The organism is Pseudobacter ginsenosidimutans (genome assembly GCF_007970185.1).
Classification (GTDB): Bacteria; Bacteroidota; Bacteroidia; order Chitinophagales; family Chitinophagaceae; genus Pseudobacter; species Pseudobacter ginsenosidimutans.
Genome location: NZ_CP042431.1, coordinates 4,692,772 through 4,715,172 on the forward strand (window position 1 = coordinate 4,692,772; position 22,401 = coordinate 4,715,172).

Genomic DNA, 22,401 nt, shown 5'->3' on the forward strand with positions numbered 1-22,401 from the left:
AAGAGCATCGTTTTGCATAACTTTGCGTTGTTTGGGTGCAATAATCTGGTATACTTAAGCAGTTAACTGAATATTGGTTGACCCAAACAAGCTGCCGGAGGTGTTTCAGCCACCTTCGGCTTTTTTGTGGACCAACCTTTCTGGTCAGGTGATCATACTGTAGTTTTTTGTGATGGTGATTGAATGGGTTTATGGCAGTACTGTCAATTGTTTTCCTTCTACTTTGAAATGGATACCGGTTTCTTTCAGTCCATGCAGTACATCGTTCAGGTTCAGGTCTCGACCGATCATCCCCTCGAAGCGTATGGAGGGAATTCCTTTTTCATACACGATATCTACATCGTACCATCTTGAGATCTGCCGCATCACTTCCTCTATGCCTGCATTCCTGAAATTGAAAATGCCTTCTTTCCAGGCTATCACCTTACTGATATCTGCCTGGTTTATAGCTATCAGTTCTCCCTGCTGATCGCATTGCAATTGCTGGCCTGGTTGAAGCAGTTTTTCCTGTTGCGGTAATTTTATTTTTATCGAACCTTCCAATAAGGTGGCGCTGATCAGAGGCTCGTCTGTATAGGCATTGATATTGAAACTGGTGCCCAGCACCTGCACGGTTGTAGTGTTGTTGATCCTGATCCTGAAAGGTTTTTGGGGGGAGGGAGATACTTCAAAATATACTTCACCGGTTACAGAAACCAGGCGCTCATTTCCTGCAAATGCTGTTGGATAAGTGATGGAGGAGGCAGCGTTGAGCCAGGCTTTTGAACCGTCCGGCAACAATAGCTGGAACAGTTTTCCCCTTGCGGTGCTGAGTGTGTTGTAAACGATCTTACCGGACGCAGTTGCTGCGTCATAACTGAGCCGGCCGCTTTGTAATTGCAGTTTGCTTCCTTCCTGTTCTGCAACCAGTCCGTTCTGTGCTGCATCCAGTTGCACGCTGGTGCCGTCAGACAGGGTGAGCATGGCTCCTGAAGCGGCAGGAGCGATGATGGTGGCAGTTTTTGCAGATGGATCACTGGTAGTACCGGCGGAATGTTGCCAGAGATACCAGCAGGTGGCTGCAATCAGCAGCGCCGCTGCTGCCGCGTATCTGACAATGCGGTTGATCCTGTTATTGCGATCCGGTTGTTGAACAGTCTGTATTTGATTGCGCAATCCTTCCAGCACCAACTGATCCACTGATAAGGGAACGGCAGGCAATTGAAGCAATTCCGGATGAATGCTCAAATGCTGTTCGATGAAACCGGTTACCTGCTCACGTGAGCTGTTCTGGTCAATCAGGATCATCAGCTCCGCTCTTTCTTCAAGGCTGAGTGATTGTTGCTGATAGCGCTCCAGTAACCAGGTGATCCTTTGTGATGCCTCCATTTGGTAAAGGGATTGTATATAGAAGAAACCCGTGAGGAAAGAAACAGGGGGTAGTAACGGGAAAAAATTATTCAGGGATTCAACAATTGCAGGAGCAGGATCACGGAAACCTGCCGGCCATGCTGCCGGAGATAATCCCTGACCTGTTTCATGGCATCCATGATATATTTCTTTACCGTTTCCTGGGAAATATTCATCGCTTCCGCGATCTCGCGATGTTTCAATCCCTGGATCCTGCTCAGTTCAAAAACTTTTTGTTGCTGTGGACTCAGTTTTTTCTTTGCATCGGCAACCAGGATTGTCAGTTCTTTCAGTTCAGCTTCATTATAAGTGGCTTCGGAGAATGTATCCGGCTTTTCATGCATTGCATAGGCAAGGTATTTTTCCTGTTGCGCCTGTTGCCTCAGTTTGTTGTAGAGGTGGTTGCGCATGATGGTATTGAGCCAGGCAGTGAAATGATCCATCTGGTGCAGGCTTTCCCTGTTCACCCAGATCTTGATAAAGATATCCTGAAGACTGTCCTGCGCAGCAGCGGTTGATTTAAGAATGGACAATGAACTGTGAAAGATATATTGTTTGTACCGGTGGTACAATTTCTCAAATGCATGCTGGTGGCCTTCGGCAACCAGCCTCAGCAGTTCCTGTTCTGTATTGGGTTCAGCAGTGTTCAATGTTGTTCCAGCTTGGCGGCAATGAATTGGTTGATAAGATAGGAAGGTTATGGTCAGGACCTGAAATTGTTACCGATCCCAAAATAATACGTTTTTTCGAGTGGATGTAAAATTGTTATGCACGTGGTTACAAATTCCTGATTGTGGAAGAGGTGGGTAGAAATGAAAAAGGCTGTAAGCATCAACTTACAACCTTTCCATTTTTCTTGTTTTTCAAAGTATACGGAAAAATAATTTCTTTGATCGCTACTTCCCGGCCGCAGTCAATTGACGGATCAGATCAGTTTCTTCTTTCTTATAGGGTGTTCCATCTTTTCTGAATACATCGTGAAACCAGAGCGGTGGCTCGCTGCCATCGTTCATGGGCGTATCCCAGGCATAAATTGTATTTGTTTTACCAGCCACCAGGCCCCAGTTGATAGCGCCGATATTTTTTTCTTTTAGCATGGGCAGGATATTGCTGAAATAACTGTTTCGGGTACGCGCCATATATTCTGTGCAGATGAGAGGTTTGCCATGCGTCTTCAGTAATTCGATCACCCTTTTATGCCAGGGCGCATCTTCATAATCGTGATAAGTGATCACGTCTGAGTTTTCTATCTGTACCTGGTTGAGTTTTTCAAAATCCCATGCCCAAAGGCCTGCAGTGAGTGGCTGGTCTGGGTTTGCAGCCCTGGCCCATTTGAACACGTTCTCCAGCAATGGAAGCGAGCTGTCCAGTTTTCCCGAATTACCTGGCTCATTGTATACATCCCAGAGCACAATGCGGTGGTCCTTTCCAAAATGCGAGATGATATCCTTTACATAGGTTTCCAGTTCGGGAAAGAGCGTGCTGTCTTTATAATAAGGGTCTCCCGGATCCTGCATCCAACCGGAATTGTGTATACCGGTTTTCGGCGAAGGTTGTGTACCTGGTTTTGGATCTTTGTTCCAGCAATCATCGAATATTACAAAGATGGTTTTGATACCTTTTGAATCAGCGATATCGAGATAACTGGCCACCCTGTCTTTGAATCCCTGTTTGTCCTGGTTCCAGGCCATATGATGCAGGTATACCCGCATGGTATTGAAACCAATGGAGGCTGCCCATCCAAGTTCTTTCGCTATGGTAGCGGTATCAAAGGTTCCTTTTTGCCACATCTCCAATTGATTTATTGCGGTGCTGGGAATAAAGTTGGCGCCCACCATCCATTTTTGTTTGGCGTACCATTCGTTTGCCTGCGCCGCAGACCAGACATTTCTGACAGGGGATCCGGTTGTTTCTTTTTTTTCTACATTTTCCCGGCAGCCTGTGCTCCATAGGATGCCTGCTGTAATGGCGGCAATCGTGATGCTGTGTAAGATCTTCATTTCAGTGAGGATTTATCTTTGTTATTACTGGTTGCAGAAATAGATCATTGATCAATGACGATAATTTGTTTTTCCACTTGTTCACTTCCCTTGTTCACCTTTAAGAAATAATTTCCTTTAGGCAGTTTCCTGGTATCCACTTTTGCCGATGTACTTTCTCCCGGGCTTTTACCTTTTGCAACAAGAGCGCCATTGGTATTGTACAATGCGAAAGTGAATCCCTTATTGTCTGTTCCATAACCTGCAGACTTGCCTGCGTCCAGAACCGGTTCCATCACAATGTTGAGTTCGGTTTTAGCTGGATTGGGATATGTTTTTACCGTGTAAGTTGGAGCGCCTGCAACAGTTGCTGCTGAAGCGCTGATTGGTTCAAATTTCCACAATTGACAATCCAGTCCTTTCCATCGCCAATGCGTTACATCAGCGCCGGGAACATTGCTGCAGGCGCCGATATCCAGCACATAACTACTCACGCGGTTCATGATGCGATAATAACCACCTCCTACGGGTTCCAGTCTGTATTGCTGACAGGGATTTCCATTATTGTCCCACAAACCGAGCGGCGCGCCTTCATTGATATTGCATCCTGTTAGATCCAAAGCATAATGTGTTGGTTGCTGTGAAACGATGGTATAAAAGCCATCCAGGTAAGTAAGCTGCCAGCGCTGGCCGGGGCAGCTGGTTGGAGTCCAGGTACCGATATCTGCTGAACGGCTGGTGCTGCAATTAAAGATATCGAGTACCAGCGGTTGACCGGTTGCTGTGGTCATTTTGGAAACGATCCTGTAGGTGCCATTAGGGATAGTATTGGGAACGATGCAACCCATTCCTTCCGGATCATTGGGCCGCGCAGGCATTCCGGCCCAGGTGGGATACACAGGCATGATAAGGGCATTGGTAAAATACAATCTGTCTATGCACACTCTGCGTGTTGTATAATCACCATTTTGATAGCGGTGATACACGATGAAATATTCATCCTCATAATCATCTCCGCAACCAGGCCGGTGCATGATGGAGGCATGTCCATTCCCCGTGAAAGGACCCCAGTTCTGCAGTATTACACCGCGGTAGGTCCAGGGACCCATGGGAGAATTGGAGGTGGAGTACCTGACATTATAAGTTGAGTTGGCCCAGGAGCCGTTGGAATAGGATAGATAATAGGTGCTTCCGCGTTTCAGCATATGGGGAGCTTCCGTATAATACTGTGGCGTTGCAAGTGTTGGGCCGCCAATAAAGGAAGTCATATTGGAAGCGAGTTTGCGGATCACCATCTTGCTTTGTGCAGATCCTCCATAATAGATATATGCCTGCCCGTCGTTGTCAACAAATACGGCGGGATCGATGATATCTGTTATAAAAGGATCTGAACCGATCAATGGATATCCCAGATCTGTGAAAGGACCAATGGGGGAGGGACCCACTGCCACACCGATCTTGGCTTCGGCAGTATAATAAAAATAATATTGATTGTTGCGAAACACTACATGCGGCGCCCATCCATTTACATTTGCCCAACTGCATTGAGGGCCGAGATCAAATATCACACCTTCAAACACCCAGTTGGTAAGGTCTGTAGAAGAAAACGCTTTAAAGTAATTGCCGCCTGTAGGATAGATATAATATTTCCCATTGAAATACTGAATATCAGGATCGGCCTCATATCCCTGCAAGATGGGATTTCCACTTGCCTGTGCGTGCACTTTATCATGTACAGAAAAAAATATGCACAGTGAACAAATCAGCTGAAACAGCCGGGGAAAGAAAGGAAGCTTTCTCATAGTAAACAATTTAATGATTATTAGCAGTTGGTTAACTCGGTATTACTGCGAGTGGTAAGCTACCAGCCCCTCTATAGGACCTGTCAACACTTTATTTGTTTTCATTCCAAACTCAGCGGCCACTTCTTCCAATAACTCACTGAAAACAAAACCAACTGTTCCACTGCAATTGAATGAGTAGCTGGCATAATCCGGATATAAGGCTACAAGATTTCCAAAAAACTGCCTGAAGCCTGCTCGGATCGTATTCCTGGAATAGTCACAATCCAATTGCAGGAATTTGCAAAAGCCGGCACAGTAACGATTGGCTAACGGCTTTGTATATACGTTATTGAAGATCTCTTCACGGCTGATCCCATAACTGTTGTTGAAACGCTGGGCTACAGCTGCAGGCATGGTGCCACGTAAATAATCCTGGAGCACTTTTCTTCCGAGGGAGGAAGCACTTCCTTCATCTCCTAAAATAAATCCCAGAGAATCGATATGATGAACGATCTTTTCTCCATCATAGATGCAGGTATTGGAGCCTGTTCCAAGTATCGAAACAAATCCGGGTTGATCACCCAGCAATCCCCGGGCCGCTGCCAACAGATCCATAAAAACAAAAACCTCTGCATTGGGAAAAACGCCTGCAAGGGAACGGTTCATTATTGCGATCCTGTCTTCCTCACATCCGGCGCCATAGAAAAATAATTGTCTGATACCGGCAGGGTCGATCCTTTCCGGCAATGAACTGCTCAATGATTCAATGATGTATTCCCCTGTTACATAATAGGGGTTGTAGCCCTCTGTCTGAAACTTCAGTATTTCTTCCTGCCCTGACAATAAACTCCAGGTTGTTTTGGTGGAACCACTATCTGCTATTAGTATCATTCTATTTTATTTATTTGCTAACGCCTTATTTTATGCCCGGCAACAGCATAATATCCAATTGCCAGGTAACAGGGTATCACAATAATATAGGCTAGTTTAGGATTGAAGAGATCAGTTGCATATCCATACAACAGTGGTAATACCGCAGCTCCGGAAATGGCCATCACCAAAAGTGATGATCCTGTTTTGGTGAATTTTCCCAGGCCGGCAATTGCCAGTGGCCAGATCGATGGCCAGATAAGCGAATTAGCCAGTCCAAGCAATGCAACAAAAACTACCGAGGTCAGACCATTGGTAAGAATGGCGATCACTGCGCATACAATACCCAGTAATGCAGAGCCTTTCAGGGCTGCTTCCTGTGAAAGATACCGGGGTATGCAGATGATCCCGATGATATATCCGATCAGCATTCCCACCAGGGTGAATGCCGTAAAGAATTTTGAAGTGGAAAGTGGAATTCCATAATACGCACCATAGCCAATAATACTGTTGCCCGCAATCACTTCCACACCGGTATACAAGAACAATACAAAAACTCCGATGAGAAGATGAGGGAATTGAAAGATGGACGTTTTCTCCGCAAGTGATCCGGTAATGGATTCTGTTTCGGTTTCTTCTTCGTCTACTTCCGGAAGACTGGAAAAATAGATCAAGATCGAAAGAGCTATCAACACAAGGGTGATGATGAGGTAGGGAAGTATCACTTTGCCGGCCAGATCATCCAGTGCAAGAGTTTTCTCTGAAGGAGCGAGTGTGCTTAATTTCTGTTGCAGTGCATCGGCATCGTTCAATATAACGGCGCCAAGGATAAGCGGCGCAATTACACCGGCAATTCCGTTACAGATGCCCATAAAGCTGATCCTCCTTGCTGCACTATCCTTTGGACCGAGGATGGCAACATATGGATTGGAAGCTGTTTGCAGAATCGTCAACCCTGCTCCCTGAACAAACAGTCCCAATAAAAAAACAGGGTATAACCGGTAGATCGCGGCAGGAATGAACAACAAAGATCCCAGGGCCACCAGCAATAATCCGATGGACAATCCATTTTTGAATCCCGTTTTCTTCAATAACCAACCTGAAGGGATACCTGCAATAAAATAAGAAATGTAAAAGGCGAAAGCCACCAGGTAGGATTGAAAATTATTCAGTTCACAGGCTATCTGGAGGTAGGGGATCAGCACAGCACTAAGCCATGTAACAAATCCGAAAATGAAGAACAAAGATCCCACAATGATCAGTGGATTAACGAATGCCTGGTTCTTCGCAGCAGAAGGCATACTATTGGTAATGCTGGTCATGCTAGCGGTGCTGTTGTTTTATTTTTTCCAAAATATCATCATAAACAGATTCCGGGAAAATGGCTGGCTGGCCATACCAGAAAAAAGAATCCATGCCTTCGTACACTCCTTCCCTGATATGTCTTTGTGTGGGCAGGTAGCTGGATACATCATTACAATAGCCTGCAACACTCACCCGTTCCCCAGGCCATATTTTTTTTATTCCGATACTATAATCAGTAACAGCTTCACGGGATAATCCCACCAGTTTCCACGGACCGATATTGATGGTTTGAATATAAACAGGCATAGAAGAGGGCATGGCATGCTCACGGTTCAATTGCAGCATCAGATTGGCCCATCTTACATTCTTTTCTGCATATACATCACCTTCTTTCCCAGCATTCCTTTTACGGAATTCGACCAGTTCTTCTTCTGTCCGGTTCTTTACGGGAAAATTTATTGAGTCCAGGTAGAAGGAAATATTGCCGTTCAATTCTTCGAGCGGACGATCCAGAACAGCGGTGATGTCTTCAGCAAGTTTGGTCCCAGTTGCTGTATGACTTAAATCCATAGGATTGATATCTCCTCCACAACCCTGTATGAATAAGGATTTGCGGATACCGGCATTTTCAGCAAGCCATTTCCTGGTAACACCGGGGTAGTTGGCGCTAATAGTGATCCCCTCTGCGCCTTCATTCTTAAATACAGGATGGCAGCCGGCCAGGAACAGCACTGTTCTTTCTTTATCTTTTTCTCTTACAATTTTTATTACATCAAGATCATCATCATAAGGCAAGGGCGCTTTAGTGAAAGTCCTGTTGCCACCGATGGCTGTTTTACCTCTTCCAAAATAGATCTTGGAAGGTTCCATATGGCGGAGCGCTGCCTGGATGGCGGCTATGAGGGCATGCCTCACTACGCCATATAAGTAAACGCTGTCGGGCTTTTGATTGTGTTCACCCCAGGTCAGCCAGTTCTGTGTTACCGGTGCAAAATGTGTATGAGATGCATTCACCAGTATCGCAGCGGGAGGAATCTTGTTTTTCCTGAGGATTTCCTGTTTTACAGAGGAGATGAAACTTCCGTCGAATCCACATACATCGGTTCCTGCAAGCACTACAATTTGTTTACCTGCTGCCACGGCAAGCGCAGAAACAGAAAGATCTCCATCCGTTCGATGACGACCGGTGTAGATGGTGTTTGACGAATCGATCCCGTAAATAGTATTGCCGGCAATGGCAATGGCTTTCAGTTTTACATCATAGGAGAGGCCATTGTATCTTGCGATCCTGGTTCCAATTGAATGTTCTTTCCCCAGGTCATATTTAATCAGATCATTTTCGGTTGTTAGTGCGTAAAGGGATCCTTTGTATGCGGCCAGGCCCTGGAGATGGGGAATGGTAGTGAGCGTGCTCCATTGCAGCGCTTTCTTTCCCAAAGATGCATAGCTTATTGCTCCGTCATTTGTTGCGATGTAGATACAACTATCCGAAACCGTTAGTGAAACTGTATTGGCAGCGTTCCCGATTTTCTTCCACTTCAATTTTTTTGCAGGAACGGCATACAGCAAATTTCCTGCTTGATCTGCGGCATACCATCCTGCTTTGTTGCCAGCCAATAATCTGATGCCATCTGCATTACCGATGCTTTTCCATGCAGGTTCGCCGTCAATTCCTGAAATCATCAGCTTGCCCTGTGATACAGCTATCAGGTTGTTTGCAGAATTTCCAAATGCTGTGCAATCAACAGCTTCACCTTTCCTGATCCATTCCAGTGTAAACCTGCCATCCCTGGGTGCGCCATAGCCGGCCAGACTTAATGAAAAAGGGTAGGATGGCGGTTCCAGGCTGGTTTGGGCGAAACCTGCACGGTAATTCACCTGGGCGCCCGCAATGGCCATGCTGCCCAGCATCAAACCAATTAATGTTAATCTCGCTACAATCTTCATAGCAACAAATGAATGATTATGGGTTGATAAAAAACATGGTTGTATTGGTGCTTCGCTTACCCGAAGGCGTTACAACAACCACCTTCAATTGTCTTCTTTCACCTTTATGAAGAATGATATGCACTGGCTTATCATACAGGAAATCGGTTTCCCTTGCATCCTGCCCTTCGAAATTGTAATAGATCTTAGCCCCTGTTACGGGTGCTTTCATCTCAATCCTGAATTCTGCTCCATAGAGGGTTGTATCTTTTATTCCAATGGGGCCGGGAATGCGGTATACCTTATCAGTTGTATCCAGCTCCGCTAAATGCAGTGGTAATCTTTTTTCGAAAAAATTGACAGAATCGATTTTCTTCCGCGGGGTCCATGCAATTTCAGCAAGCGCCATCAAACGGGGATAGAGCATATACTCCACCTTCCGGTGTGTGTCCATATGTTCTGTCCAGATAGCTGCTTCCACACCTATGATATGTTTCTTTTCTTCTTCCTTCAGTTCAGCAGGGGTGGGATCGAAGGCAAGCACTTTTTCGATAGGATTGTATCCCCATCCGATAGCCAATGGCTCAAGTTCTCTTTTGCCTTGTATGAAATCGAAGTATACATGGGTTTGTGGCGCCATTACCACATCGTGCCGCTGTTTGGCTGCTTTGATCCCTTCTTCGATATTGCGCCAGCTCATTACTGCTGCATTCGGCGCCAATCCGCCTTCCAGTATTTCATCCCATCCGATGATCTTTCTTCCTTTGGAGTTGACGAATTTTTCTATCCGTTTCACAAAATAGCTTTGCAATTCAAATTCATCTTTCAGCTTCTGGTCCTTGATCCGCTTCTGACAATACCTGCAGGCTTTCCATCTGTCTTTCGGACATTCATCTCCTCCGATATGGATGTATTCCGAAGGGAAGAGTTCCATCACTTCCGTCAATACATCTTCAAGGAATTTGAATGTATTCTCTTTGCCGGCACAGTAAACATCTTCATAGATCCCCCAATGTTCTGCCACTTTAAATGGTCCGGGATTATCGCCGCAAGCCAACTGCGGATATGATGCCAGTGCAGCCAGGGAATGGCCTGGCAATTCTATTTCAGGAATAATGGTCACATGTCTTTCTTTGGCAAAAGCAACAATATCCCTGATCTCATCCTGGGTATAGAAACCGCCGTACGGAATATGATCGATACCGCTCAGCGAATCAACATAATGACTGACCTGGCTTCCTGCCCTGTATGCGCCTACTGATGTGAGTTTCGGATATTTCTTTATTTCAATCCGCCAGCCATGATCTTCGGTCAGGTGCCAGTGATAGACATTCATCTTGTATTTGGCAAGCATTTCTATCTGGCTTTTGATGAAGGATACCGGGTAAATATGGTAGCCAACATCCTGCATGATGCCGCGGTAGGAATAGCGGGGCTTATCGTTGATTTCAGCACATTTCAACCGGATATTTCCATTGTTGTTATGGACCAGTTGCATCATGGTTTGAACTCCGTAGAACAATCCTGTTTCATTTCCTGCAACAACAATGGCTGCGGGATCGATCGACAGGGTATAGGATTCATCCTTATTGCTTCGCCCGCGCTCATGGGAAAAATATATACTGTTCTTTACATTGTTCCTGGAAGTTTTTTCCTGTACCAATGCAATGCCATAGTTCTTTAAAATAAAGCTGGCAAACAAGGACGCTTTCTTTTTGGAGGGCTCATCGGTATACAGGAGCAGCGTGTTGGGGCCGATAGTGAAATAACCATCCTTCACCATCATGTTTTCAGGCATCGGTATTACTCCCGGCTCAGGCGATTGAGCCTGGGAGTAATTGGATATGATCAGCAACAAAAGACCGGTTAAAATATTCCTGCAGTACATCGCTCAATAATTTAGTGTTTGGCACTTACCAGATTTTCGAGCGCTTTCTTCACGCTGCCATGTTTCAGCAATATTGATTTTGCTGCTTCGTAATCGGAGATATCTGATTTTTGCATCAGCATGTTCACGCCCCGATCGATGATCTTGTCGTTGATAAGTTTTACGTTCACCATATTGTTGCCTTCCACTCTGCCCAACTGGATCATTACAGTAGTTGAAATAATATCGAATATCATTTTTTGTGCAGTGCCACATTTCATACGCGTGCTTCCGGTGATGAATTCAGGACCGGTGATCACTTCAACAGGAAAATCGGAAGATGCTGCAATGGGGGACTGGCGGTTGCTGACAATGCACCCTGTGGTGATATGCTGCTCACGGCATTTCTTCAATGCCGCCAGTACAAAAGGTGTTGTTCCACTGGCTGAAATACCCACTACGATATCTTTGGAAGAAATATCCAGTTTTTGTAATTCCTTCCATCCTTCTTCTATATCGTCTTCTTTTTCTTCGAGTGCATCAACGAGGTTCCTTACGCCCCCGGCGAGCACTACATTGAACACGCCTTCTTCCACACCATAGGTGGTTGGTAGTTCGATTACATCCAGCACAGAAAGCCTGCCGCCACTGCCCGCGCCCAGGTAGAACATCCTGCCGCCGGATTTCACTTTTTCAACGATAGCATTAATAAGACTGTTCAACTGCGGCATGGACGCTTCAATGGCCAGCGCCACTTTCTTATCTTCAGTATTGATACAGGCCGTGATTTCTTCAATAGACTTCTGCTCCAGGTTGTTGTATAAAGACGGCTGTTCAGTGATCCTTGTCATGATATTGTTTTTTACTTTTCGATTATTGTAGGTCTGGTTATTTTTTCAATAGTTCGGGATTGTCTTTGTATTCTTTCGCAATTTTGGCGGCGTATTTTTTATACATCTCCGTCGAAACTGCAATGGGATCTCCCTGTGGCGCGTCAGGATACATTTCATTTCCGTTCACCCATTTCCATTCCCATTCTTTTATTCTTTCATCGAATACTTTCTGGTTGAACTCTGTTCCTGTTTTCAGAATGCGGCCGGCATCATCTATGAACATCTCCCAGCGTTTCTTATAAAATCCGCTGAAGAGCCCGGACCAATACCTGTATGCATACTCGTGCAATACGGCATCTTTACCTCCCCATAATGTGATGAGGTTACGTGCATTTTTTTCGTAAAGTCTTTTTTCCTGTTCATTGGTTCCCCATTTTTTTGCATCGTTGAGCCAAACGCCCAGCAGCAGGTCTTTACGGGTAGCCATCAGCTTATCCATATCATCTATCAGTTCCAGGAATGCGGCTGTATTCTTTTTGAAAGCAATGCTGTTGCGGCTCTTGAAGTTTTGAGCAAAGCGTTGCTGAAGCACTGTTGCATAGTTGGCCATCACCTGGCGTGCAACAGCTACGAGATCATATTGATAACAATCGTTGGCGCCGAATCTCTTAGATGCCTTCATCAAGGATGTCCATGATTGCAGGAATTCTGCAGGATCATAAGGGATATCGGTGGCAGCCCAGTCATTGTCTTTATTGAAAGTTGGACGGGCAATGATGATGGATTCATAATTCCCTTCAAAGGAGTAAGCGGTATTTTTCAATATCCTCCAGGCTTCTTCTGTGTCTTTGTTTCGTTTTCCATAACGGCGCTCAGCGTATTTGACCAGCCATTTATCAAGGTCGATGGGTTGATTGTCCCATACATGGTCCAGCATCAGTGAATACACAACCGGGTTTTGTTCGATGCCTTCAGGCACCAGGCCGATGCCCAGCATGTTTCCTGCATTTGGATCGTGCACCATTTCTGCCGGTTCCTTTGCCAGGTAGGCAAGGTTGCCATACAGGGAATTCCTTCCTCCGAAATTGTGCAGCATGGACCAGATCCAGGGCTTGCCATAGAAAGCATCCGTTCTGTTCCAAACCGGATTTTCTTCTGCCCACAGATCAAGAACGATCAGTTTATTGTCGGGCACTGCATTCAGGTAAGCCTTTATCTGATCAGGTTGCCAGAAATCTTTTTTATCTACGAACAGCCAGCCCTGCATTACCCACACAGCTTCCGGGTCAACGCTGGCCATGGATCTGTATACTGCGTTGCTGATATTGTTGAGGTAGATGGAGTCGTTGCTGGGCGGATACATTTCATTGAAGGTATCGGCTCCATACAGATGGTCTGTACCAAACGTTTTGATCTGCTCTTCCATAAACCTGCTTCCTATTTCGTTGAAGAGCGGATCATTTGCATCGAGGATATAGGTATCATCAAACCTGCCTTCCCAGTTTATTTTTTTCAGGTTTGCTTTTGGAAACTTGTCCTTAAACGTTGGAGGCACATGGCCGGTAAATGCGGGAAGGATGGGCGTCATGCCGAGCTCGCGTTCCCGGGCCAGGATCTTTTTCTGTAATGCTTCGTGGCTGATCATCCAGCTTTTCGGCAGGGGGCCACCCCATGCATCGATATTGCCTGCCCAGAACCACATGAAATAAGCCGGGCCTGTAAAGAACGCGTCCATATCGGCATCGCCAAATCCCATTTTCCGGTAAATTCTGTCCCAGACTGCATTCTGGCCAGTCATTGCCAATGGCATATTGATGCCGTTCAATGCCATGTAATCGATCTCCCATTGCCATCTGTCCCAGTCCCACCAGGAAGAAGTATAGTTGAAAGTGCAATAATTGAAGTAATGCCTGTACTTGTGTGGCGTTACTTTACGGATCTTTTTCTCCACCATCGGAAAGGGTGAAGGGATAGCCAGGTTGGTACTGTTCCAGCTTACATCGCAGTGCGCATAATTCTTTAGCCAGTAATTGAATGCACTGGCAACGGAAATGCCATTGTTCCCTTTCAATACTATTTTGCCATTGCTGCTTTCCAGTTCAAATACATCTTTTCCATTTTCTTTTGGAATGTAAGCCACTTCAAACCTGTGGGCATAAGCCGGCAGTATTCTCTTAATGATACCTGATGCCGCCTCCTTATTGAAGCCTGAAGAGTCTTCTCTTACTTTTCCCTTTACCTGAATGGCAAGTATTACAGAAAATGCTAAAAGCGCCGTTGTTCTTTTAATTCCTGTCATCACTTTCATCTTATTTTTTTAATGGCCAGAATCCGGCCGGATTAAATTTATATCTCCACAAATCGCCTGCATTATCCAGCGCAAGCAGGTCGGTACCTGATGCAAATACCAATGGATACATATCCCAGCCACTACCAACATGTTTTCTCACGCCGAAATTTCCATCATCGGAAAGCGGGTACTGGTAAAGGTTTCCATTAGCATCGATTGTGAGCAAACTGTTCTGGTAAGGAAAGATCTGAGCGAAAGTGTTCCAGCCTATTCCGATCTGTCTTATTTGTCCATAATTGAAATCCTCTGCTTCCAGTGGATACATGGTCATGGAACCGCCGCCATTGATGCCGAGCAATGCTCCTTTGTATGGAATGATATTGCTGAAAATGCCCCATCCGAATCCGATCTTTTTGCTGGCGCCGAAATTTCCATTTGCATCGATCACATATTGTGTAATATTGCCGCCACCACTGGCTTCCCTGCCAATTAACCGGTTGCCTCCATAATAAAATACCATATCGAAAATATTCCAGCCAACACCGATCTGTGCAGGCGCTTCAAAGGTTCCGTCATTGGCAACAGGGTAGAGCAATAACTGGCCATCGGGTGTTTTATGGATGAGCTTTCCACCAAAATCGAACATGCTTGTACCTGCATTGGCGCCAAAGGAATATACTTTTTCACGCGGTACTTCGCCAGGCGAATAAGAACCTGTAATAATGTAATAAGTTGTCCGTATCGAATTGTTGATCTTTACATCGGCATTGGTAATACTGATGGGAAGCAGGTAAGTTTCAAACGGCAGTATAAAGCCGAGGGTCTTTACGCTGATATGCAAAGCGCTGGTTGATTGATTGCCGGAAGAAATGATGGCTTCAGGATCGTTGAGCACATAACTTCCCTGCGGCAGTATGCTGTAACTGGTGCCGTTCTTAAGATTGAAACTGTCTACCATTTCCGGCAGCACATCAAATTTCACTTTTACATCTGCACCATTCTTCAGGCTGCCGCCTATGAAGGCACTGTATGTGAACTGATACAATGAATCAGTGATCAGGACTGCTTTTTCCAATGGAGCGTTAGCCTGCGGCATATACACCATGGTAAACTCGCTGGCGCCAGGAATATCTTCATTCACAAATACTTTCTTACCGCAGGACAGGAACAGTATAGCAGTAAGCAGCGTGAACAACTGTATGATCTTTTTCATAATTTCCTACGTTAATGCTTGTTTGTAATTACCATCCCGGGTTCTGAACCATATTGGGGTTCTTGTCTATTTCACTTTGTGGGATGGGGAACAGGTAGTGTTTAGGGGATTCAAAAACCCTTTGCTCGATCATTGTCCGTTTATAATAATTGACATCCTGCAAGCTTGTGCCGGCGGAAATATTCATTCCATAAACGGGCCCCTTATCTGTTTGGGCAGCAATTTTCCAACGATGTGCATCGAAAAAACGATGTGTCTCAAACGCAAGCTCAACGCGTCTTTCGTTTCTGATGGCATCCCGCATCTGAGATACATTCAAGCCTGCGGGAAGGTCCGGCATTCCGGCCCTGTTCCTGATGGCATTGATGGAATTGTACACTTCTGTAACGGGTGTATTCCTGGCTTCATTCAATGCTTCCGCGTAGTTCAGGTACATTTCTCCGAGGCGGAAGAATATCCATGTTTTTAAGGTGAAGCGTTGTTGTGGGATGCTAACAGCCGGATCGGAAAACTTTTTCAGCAAATACCCTGTGGTGTTATAATCTCTTCCGGAATTTCCTCTTCCATCTGCTCCTGTTTGCCAGAACTGCAATCGCCTGTCTATAAAAAATGCACCATTGTAATTGATCGTTGCATAGAAGCGCGGGTCACGGTGGACATACATATTGCTGATGCCTGCCAGCCATCTGCCTGAGGGTTCATCTGCAGTTGCAAATCCTGTTTCTGTGTATCCCGAAGTTGGATTGATCACGGGCGAACCATCGGCATTATAGCCCTGGATGGGTGCCTGGCCGTTGTCCATTTCATAGGCGTCTACCTGGGCTTGTGTGGGGTTCCATCCATTCCATCCTCCGAGGCTTCCGGGGAAGGAACATTTTTCCATCCAGCTGTCCAATCCGGAATTCCTGGCAAACAGCACTTCTGTATTATTGTTTTCCAGGAATAACTGCTGATAGTTCTGAACAGGGTTAGGATATTTTCTGAACAATCCATATCCTGCCGCTTCGCATTTGTCGATACAATCTTTGGCAGCATTGGCAGCCAGTTCCCATTTTTCTGCTTTATACTCCTGGGGAAATAATCTGTTACCTTGTTTGTCGGCAAAATTCTTGTAATCGGGATTCCCATTCCACAGTGGGCTTGCACTATATAACAATACTCTTGCCTTCAGGGCCAGCGCCGCGGCTTCAGTGGGCCTGCCAAGGTCCCTGTTGGTGGCAACATGCATATCCAGCATGCTGATGGCCTTATCACATTCACTTACTACAAAATCCACACATTCGTCCAGGGTTTTTCTTTTGATGGCAGTAAAATCATCTGAAACATTTACAGGGTAATCCAGCACAGGTACCGGTCCGTAGATACGCATCAATTGAAAATGATAGAAGGCCCTCAGAAAAATGGCTTCTCCATTCCAACGCTGTTTGTTCTCTGCTGTCAGTTCCGTTGATACGGGCGTGAGCTCGAAATATTTCAGGAAGATATTTGCCTTCCTGATGCCTTCGTACATATTCTTATAGATCTGCCCTGTTACATTGTAAGAGTTCCAGGAGCCCTTGTTCATGAGCTTGGGGAATTTTTCGGGCCATGGAATATTCATTTCATCCGAAGCGATGATAAATGGATTGATGTCGGCAAAGTCTGTGAAGTAGATCTCATTGGGAAGGCCAGCATAGATATCCGTGAGGAATGCTTCTGCGTATCGTCTTTGTTTGAAGGCATCCTGGATGGCAATATCTTCTTCGGGGCCTTTATCGAGAAAATCTTTTTTGCATGATACATTGAATACGAGATTCAGAGTCAGCAGTCCGAACAGTATATTTCTGGTATTTTTTTTCATGATTGTTCCGTTTTATTTAAAGTCAACCTGAAAACCAACGTTAACAGAACGTTGCAATGGATATCCGCCGGTTCCATCATTCGACTCGGGGTCCATCACTTTGATATGGTCCCAGGTAACAAGGTTCACTGCATTCACGAATACACGAAACCTGCTGATACCGATCCTGTTCATCACTTTCTGTGGCATTGTATATCCGATCTCGGCATTTCTGAGCCGCAGGTAGTCGCCCTTCCGCATCCACAGTGTTGAGTTCAGGAAGTTATTGGGGTTGTTGCCTACATCAATAGCGGGATAACGGGCATTGGTATTGGAGGGCGTCCAGCGGTTATCATAATATTCCCGCATCACATTGTTCACTCCAAGTCCATCGTAGAAAGGCCACATGGATACGCCGCTCATGAAGATGCTGGTTTTGGCAGCGCCGGTAAAATAGATGCTGGCATCAAAATCCTTGTAAGCAACTGTAGTCCCAAATCCGAATGTGATCTGTGGCAATCTGGGATGTCCCACAGGGATCTGATCAAATGCATCGATGATGCCATCGGCATTGATATCCCTGTATTTGACATCACCCACACGAACATTCGAAAATGTTTGACGCGGACTGATATCGATATCTTCCTGGCTTTGAAAAAGACCTTCTGCAATAAAAGCAAATGATTGTCCTAGTGGCAGCCCCTTTCCGGAGAGATAGGCATAACGTTTTGCAGGTTCATCATTTTCTATTATTTCATTTTTCGCATAGGTGAAGTTTCCACGGAAGGAATAATAGAATCCACTGGCGGTGGTATTGCGAACTTCTATCAAACCATCAAAGCCCTTGTTCCTGATCCTTCCGAGATTGCCATAAGGGATGGACCAGGGGAAGAAGCCGGCAACGGCAGGAACGGTTTGTCTTTGTATCAGGATGTCCTTCCTGTCTTCATTGAAGGCATCAAACTGGATGGTGAGCTTGTCGTTGAACAGGCCAATGTCGAGCCCGATATTATTCTTCACAGCAGTTTCCCATGTAACATTGGGATTGCCGATGGCGTCTTCTTCCATGCCCGCCAGCAGTTCCTGATTGGGGCCAAAATAATAGGATTGTCCCTGTGTTCTCACAGTACTTTGAAATAAGAAACGTTGTCCGATCTGATCATTTCCCACAAGACCATGAGAAGCTCTCAGTTTCAGATTGTTCACAAACGAAACATTCCAGAACATTTCATTGGAAACAACCCAGCCTATGGACGCAGAAGGGAAGAACCCAAATCTATTCCCTTTGGGAAAGTTTTCGGAACCGTTATAACCAAAATTGAATTCTGCGAGATACCTGCTGTCATAATTATAAGTTGCCCTTCCTGCAATCCCCTGGCGGCGGAAAGGAATATTTGACCTTGAATCTGCAGCTGTGAGATTCACATAATCCCGCTGGTTGTACAATAACATGGCGGTGACTGCATGACTATTGAATACACGGTCATAGTTTAGTTGTAATTCTGTATAGATAGCCCTGTTGCTGGCATTCTCTGTATAATAACCTAAGGGTTTTTCTTCCCTGAAGGAGGTGCTGTACATGTCTTCGTTGGTCACGGGATCTTTACCCAGGTATCTTTTCACTTCAAATTCCTTGAGACGCACATTGTTGGTTTGTGCGTAGTGATCATAGGAAAAAAGACCGCGTAGTGATAATCCCTTTGTAGTGAAAGAAGACAGATCCCAACGCGCTGCAAAAGTGCCCTGCAGCGTGCTCCTGTTTTGCGTGGAGTAACCTGATTGTGTAACGCGTGCCCAGGGGTTCCAGCCAATAAATGTTTGTGCACCACCTGGACTTCCATCAGGATTCCTGATGGGATAGGCAATGGGTGAGATCACTTTCAGTGCTTCGAAGATCGATGGAGCGGAGAAGCCCGGGTAATTTCCATTTTGAATAATGCCTCCCAGTCCCAGTTGCATGGTCAGTTTTTTGGACAGGTTGATATCGATATTGCTGCGGAAATTATAGCGCTTGATATTGGCGTTGGTCTTGAATTTATTGGATGCATCCTGTTTGTAAATTCCATCCTGGAGCGTAAAGCCGATATTGGTATAATATTTAATGATGTCCGTTCCGCCGGTAACGCTTAAGTTATTGATGGTTTGCCAGGCATCTGTTTTAAGTGTGGCATTGGTCCAGTCGGAGTTCGGATAAAGCCAGGGGTCTGAGCCATCGGCAAATTTCTGCAGCTCTTCTTCGCTCCATCGCGGTGTTTGGTTGGAGTTGACGAGCGCTTCATTCATCAATGATGCATACTCTGCGCCATTGATGTATTTCGGAAGGCGCATAGCAGTAAGGCCTGCAAATTCTGAACGGAAAGTGATCTGCGGTTTTCCGGTGGCGCCTCTTTTTGTATTGATCAATATAACGCCATTGGCACCACGAACTCCATAAACAGCCGTTGCGGAAGCGTCTTTCAGTACAGTAAAGTTCTCGATTTCCTGAGCGTTGATCTGGTTCATATCGCGCTCTACTCCATCGATCAATACCAGCGGGCCGTTGTTGGCAAAAGTAGACAGGCCCCTGATATACACCTGCGCGGCATCGTAACCAGGCTCACCACTAGACTGCCTTGTTATGATGCCCGGAAGCTTGCCGGCAATGGCGTTTGACAGGGAAGGCGTGGATACCCGCTGCACTTCTTTTACGGAAATAGTAGACAAGGATCCTGTTACTGAGACCTTCTTTTGGGTGCCGTACCCGATCACTTTTACTTCATCGAGACTGTTATCATCAACGCGTAAAAGTTTTACGGCAAAAAAGGTCTTTTTACCTACGGCGATGGTCTGCGTTTTGTAACCTACAAAAGAAAACTGGAGAGAATCGGTTTCGCTAACATCGCCGATGGAAAAGTTACCTTCAGTGGAAGAGACCACTCCTTTTTCTGTTCCCCTGATCCTTACAGACACTCCCGGGAAGGGTTGATCTTTTTCATCGGTGATCTTTCCGGTGATGACGGCCGCGGGTGCTGCCTGAAAATCGTTTACCGGCAGTGCATCTTTCGCTTTTTTCATACCGGAATCCGGATCCTCGTTGAGAGGACTGGCGATTCCTGCTTTAATGCCTCCGAGCAAAAGCAGGATAAGTAGAAATCGTTGTAGCATGAGCATCGCAGTTAGTGGTTGTTTATACTTTAGAAAAACGCATAATTCAGGCATTTTGAGCGAGAGTTTAGTCGTTGGGACTAAAAAGTTGATTCAAATTGCGTTTTTGTTGCGTTTATTTACACAATAATAACCGCAATTATGATAGGTTCCAAATTTTTCTTAATATTGGCCCGCTCCTAAATTTTTTATATGAGAAAAGAGGAACGACACAAGCTTATCCTGAGGGAAATCAACCTCCATAACAAGGTGCTGTCAACGGATTTAAGTTCATTGCTGAAGATTTCGGATGATACGGTCAGGAGGGATTTGAAGGAATTGGCAGAATCGGGGAAAGTGTTGAAAGTGCATGGCGGGGCAGCCAGTAAATCATTTGTTGCGCCTTTCAATGCGCAAAACGAAGTTTATGCGTTAATGGAGAAGAAGAAAATTGCAGAAAAAACGCTAAAACTGATCCGCAACAATATGGTCATTCTCACGGAAGGAGGAACTACCATACTGGAGTTTGCGAAAATGATCCCGGATACACTGAAGGTTACTTTCTTCACTATCAGTCCTCAGGTAGCGATCACCTTATCCGAACACAGCAATTTAGATGTGATTACCATTGGGGGTAAACTTAATAAGAATGCCAATCTGCATATTGGAGCCAGTGTTATCAATGAACTGTCTGATCTCAAAGTGGATCTCAGTTTACTGGGAGCTAATGCTTTTTCTTCAGAAGAAGGATTGACAGATATGGACTGGGAAATCGTACAGGTAAAAAAAGCCATTATCAGGGCTTCTAAAAAAAGCGCAGTGCTGAGTATTTCAGAAAAATTAAATACTGTTCAAAGGATCAGGATCTGTGATCCCAATCAAATAAGTTATCTTATTACAGAACTGAATCCCGATGACCCTTTGTTGACTTCGTACAAAAAAAACGATCTGCAGGTTTTGTAGTTGTTCGAATAAAAAAAATGACATTTCAGAACTCCAGGGCGGTGTGTACAAATTGCGAGTGCAGATTAGAATGTGTGGGAGAGGGCAAAAATGGGAGCATTGCGTGTCAATGCGCATAGCCATGTTAGTGAGAAATAAGCTTACTGATTTGTGGCAAAACAATGGCGGAGCCCAATATGTCTATTGTAAATAATCCGAATACACCAGTTAACAACATGATTTTTTAGCATTGTTTTATAGAATAAATAATAGTAGTAGTGAGAACATAATTGGATTTCATCCTCAAGTCAATCGACTTGGGGAGGGTTACGATTATGCTAACCCAAACGGGTTGACAAAGCTCTTGTTTGAAAAAAGCAGGGAAGGGGTCAGTGTTCCATCGGGATACTTTCACGAGAAGGCCAAACAAACAGATTTGGTTTCAGTAACTTTTGCTTCATCTCAATTATTGATTAGTCAAAAGCTAAAGGAAATAATCGTCGCTTCCAATCATTTCGGAATAGAGTTTTTCCAGACTGAATTAATTGGCAAATCTGGTTTGTCGTTTGAATACTGGTTTGTCAATCCGTATAATAGTCAATTGGAAATGCTTGATTTTTCAAAGTCGGAATTCAAATACTACGATGGCTGGTTAAAGAAAGTTATCAGTGTAGCCTCAATAGAGAATGAGGTTGCACTTGAAAAAGCGTTTATGGAAAATCGTCGCTCTGCTATCGATAATCCATACCCTAATCATCACCCCCTAAAGATTTGCAAAATTGTATTTAAAAGCTCCTCACCATTTACTTATGATTTATTCCCTGTTTGGGGTACTATATATCGTGGGATTGCATTTTTTGTATCCCAGCGTTTAAGAGAACAAATTGAACAAGCCAACTGCACGGGCATAATGTTTACAGACCCTAATCAGGCTTATCCATAAGCGAACACTGAAGCCATACCTTTTTAGGTCAGCTATTTATTGAACTCCGGCACGTCAGCATGGCTTTTTTTTGTGAATACCAGACGAGATAAACCGCTGAATGCTGAATGTGGATGAA

Annotated in this window: 14 protein-coding genes and 1 pseudogene; 2 read left to right on the forward strand and 13 right to left on the reverse strand. The window is 45.0% G+C overall.

Annotated features, from left to right (window positions below; translation table 11 throughout):
- Positions 1-189: 189 nt before the first annotated feature.
- From FSB84_RS18480 to FSB84_RS18540, 13 genes and pseudogenes are all read right to left on the reverse strand, one after another.
- Positions 190-1,368, reverse strand: coding sequence for a FecR family protein (locus tag FSB84_RS18480; protein ID WP_130539390.1), 1,179 nt, complete (start codon positions 1,366-1,368; stop codon positions 190-192).
- A gap of 71 nt (positions 1,369-1,439) precedes the next feature.
- Positions 1,440-2,039 carry an RNA polymerase sigma factor gene (locus FSB84_RS18485; protein ID WP_158643997.1) on the reverse strand — a complete coding sequence of 200 codons (600 nt, stop codon included), beginning with the start codon at positions 2,037-2,039 and terminating at the stop codon, positions 1,440-1,442.
- Positions 2,040-2,285: 246 nt separating this feature from the next.
- A complete protein-coding gene (locus tag FSB84_RS18490; RefSeq protein WP_130539392.1) occupies positions 2,286-3,389 on the reverse strand; it encodes a glycoside hydrolase 5 family protein in 1,104 nt (367 codons plus the stop codon).
- Between the two features lie 44 nt (positions 3,390-3,433).
- Positions 3,434-5,170 (reverse strand): family 43 glycosylhydrolase, encoded by a 1,737-nt coding sequence (locus tag FSB84_RS18495; RefSeq protein WP_130539393.1) that lies wholly within the window; start codon positions 5,168-5,170, stop codon positions 3,434-3,436.
- Positions 5,171-5,212: 42 nt separating this feature from the next.
- Positions 5,213-6,043 (reverse strand): N-acetylglucosamine kinase, encoded by an 831-nt coding sequence (locus FSB84_RS18500; protein ID WP_130539394.1) that lies wholly within the window; start codon positions 6,041-6,043, stop codon positions 5,213-5,215.
- Between the two features lie 17 nt (positions 6,044-6,060).
- Positions 6,061-7,344: a sugar MFS transporter gene (locus tag FSB84_RS18505; RefSeq protein ID WP_130539395.1), complete on the reverse strand. Its 1,284-nt coding sequence runs from the start codon at positions 7,342-7,344 to the stop codon at positions 6,061-6,063.
- A 1-nt stretch (position 7,345) separates the two neighbouring features.
- On the reverse strand, positions 7,346-9,274 hold the full coding sequence (locus tag FSB84_RS18510; protein WP_130539396.1) for a hypothetical protein: 1,929 nt from the start codon (positions 9,272-9,274) through the stop codon (positions 7,346-7,348).
- Between the two features lie 16 nt (positions 9,275-9,290).
- The gene (locus tag FSB84_RS18515) at positions 9,291-11,111 is read right to left on the reverse strand and encodes a beta-N-acetylhexosaminidase (protein ID WP_207234183.1); all 1,821 of its coding nucleotides are present in this window, start codon (positions 11,109-11,111) and stop codon (positions 9,291-9,293) included.
- Between the two features lie 41 nt (positions 11,112-11,152).
- A pseudogene (locus FSB84_RS18520) lies at positions 11,153-11,977 on the reverse strand (N-acetylmuramic acid 6-phosphate etherase); the annotation flags it as partial.
- A gap of 31 nt (positions 11,978-12,008) precedes the next feature.
- On the reverse strand, positions 12,009-14,261 hold the full coding sequence (locus FSB84_RS18525; protein WP_207234184.1) for an alpha-N-acetylglucosaminidase: 2,253 nt from the start codon (positions 14,259-14,261) through the stop codon (positions 12,009-12,011).
- Between the two features lies 1 nt (position 14,262).
- Positions 14,263-15,456 carry a BT_3987 domain-containing protein gene (locus tag FSB84_RS18530; RefSeq protein ID WP_130539399.1) on the reverse strand — a complete coding sequence of 398 codons (1,194 nt, stop codon included), beginning with the start codon at positions 15,454-15,456 and terminating at the stop codon, positions 14,263-14,265.
- Between the two features lie 28 nt (positions 15,457-15,484).
- Entirely contained in the window at positions 15,485-17,296 is a 1,812-nt protein-coding gene (locus tag FSB84_RS18535; RefSeq protein WP_130539400.1) for a RagB/SusD family nutrient uptake outer membrane protein, read from the reverse strand.
- Between the two features lie 12 nt (positions 17,297-17,308).
- Positions 17,309-20,419 carry a SusC/RagA family TonB-linked outer membrane protein gene (locus tag FSB84_RS18540; RefSeq protein WP_207234185.1) on the reverse strand — a complete coding sequence of 1,037 codons (3,111 nt, stop codon included), beginning with the start codon at positions 20,417-20,419 and terminating at the stop codon, positions 17,309-17,311.
- Between the two features lie 192 nt (positions 20,420-20,611).
- Between FSB84_RS18540 and FSB84_RS18545 the strand changes: the two genes are divergently transcribed.
- Complete coding sequence (locus FSB84_RS18545) at positions 20,612-21,361, forward strand: DeoR/GlpR family DNA-binding transcription regulator (protein WP_130539401.1); 750 nt, start codon at positions 20,612-20,614, stop codon at positions 21,359-21,361.
- Positions 21,362-21,692: 331 nt separating this feature from the next.
- Positions 21,693-22,283: an imm11 family protein gene (locus FSB84_RS18550; protein WP_130539402.1), complete on the forward strand. Its 591-nt coding sequence runs from the start codon at positions 21,693-21,695 to the stop codon at positions 22,281-22,283.
- The last annotated feature ends 118 nt before the right edge of the window (positions 22,284-22,401 follow it).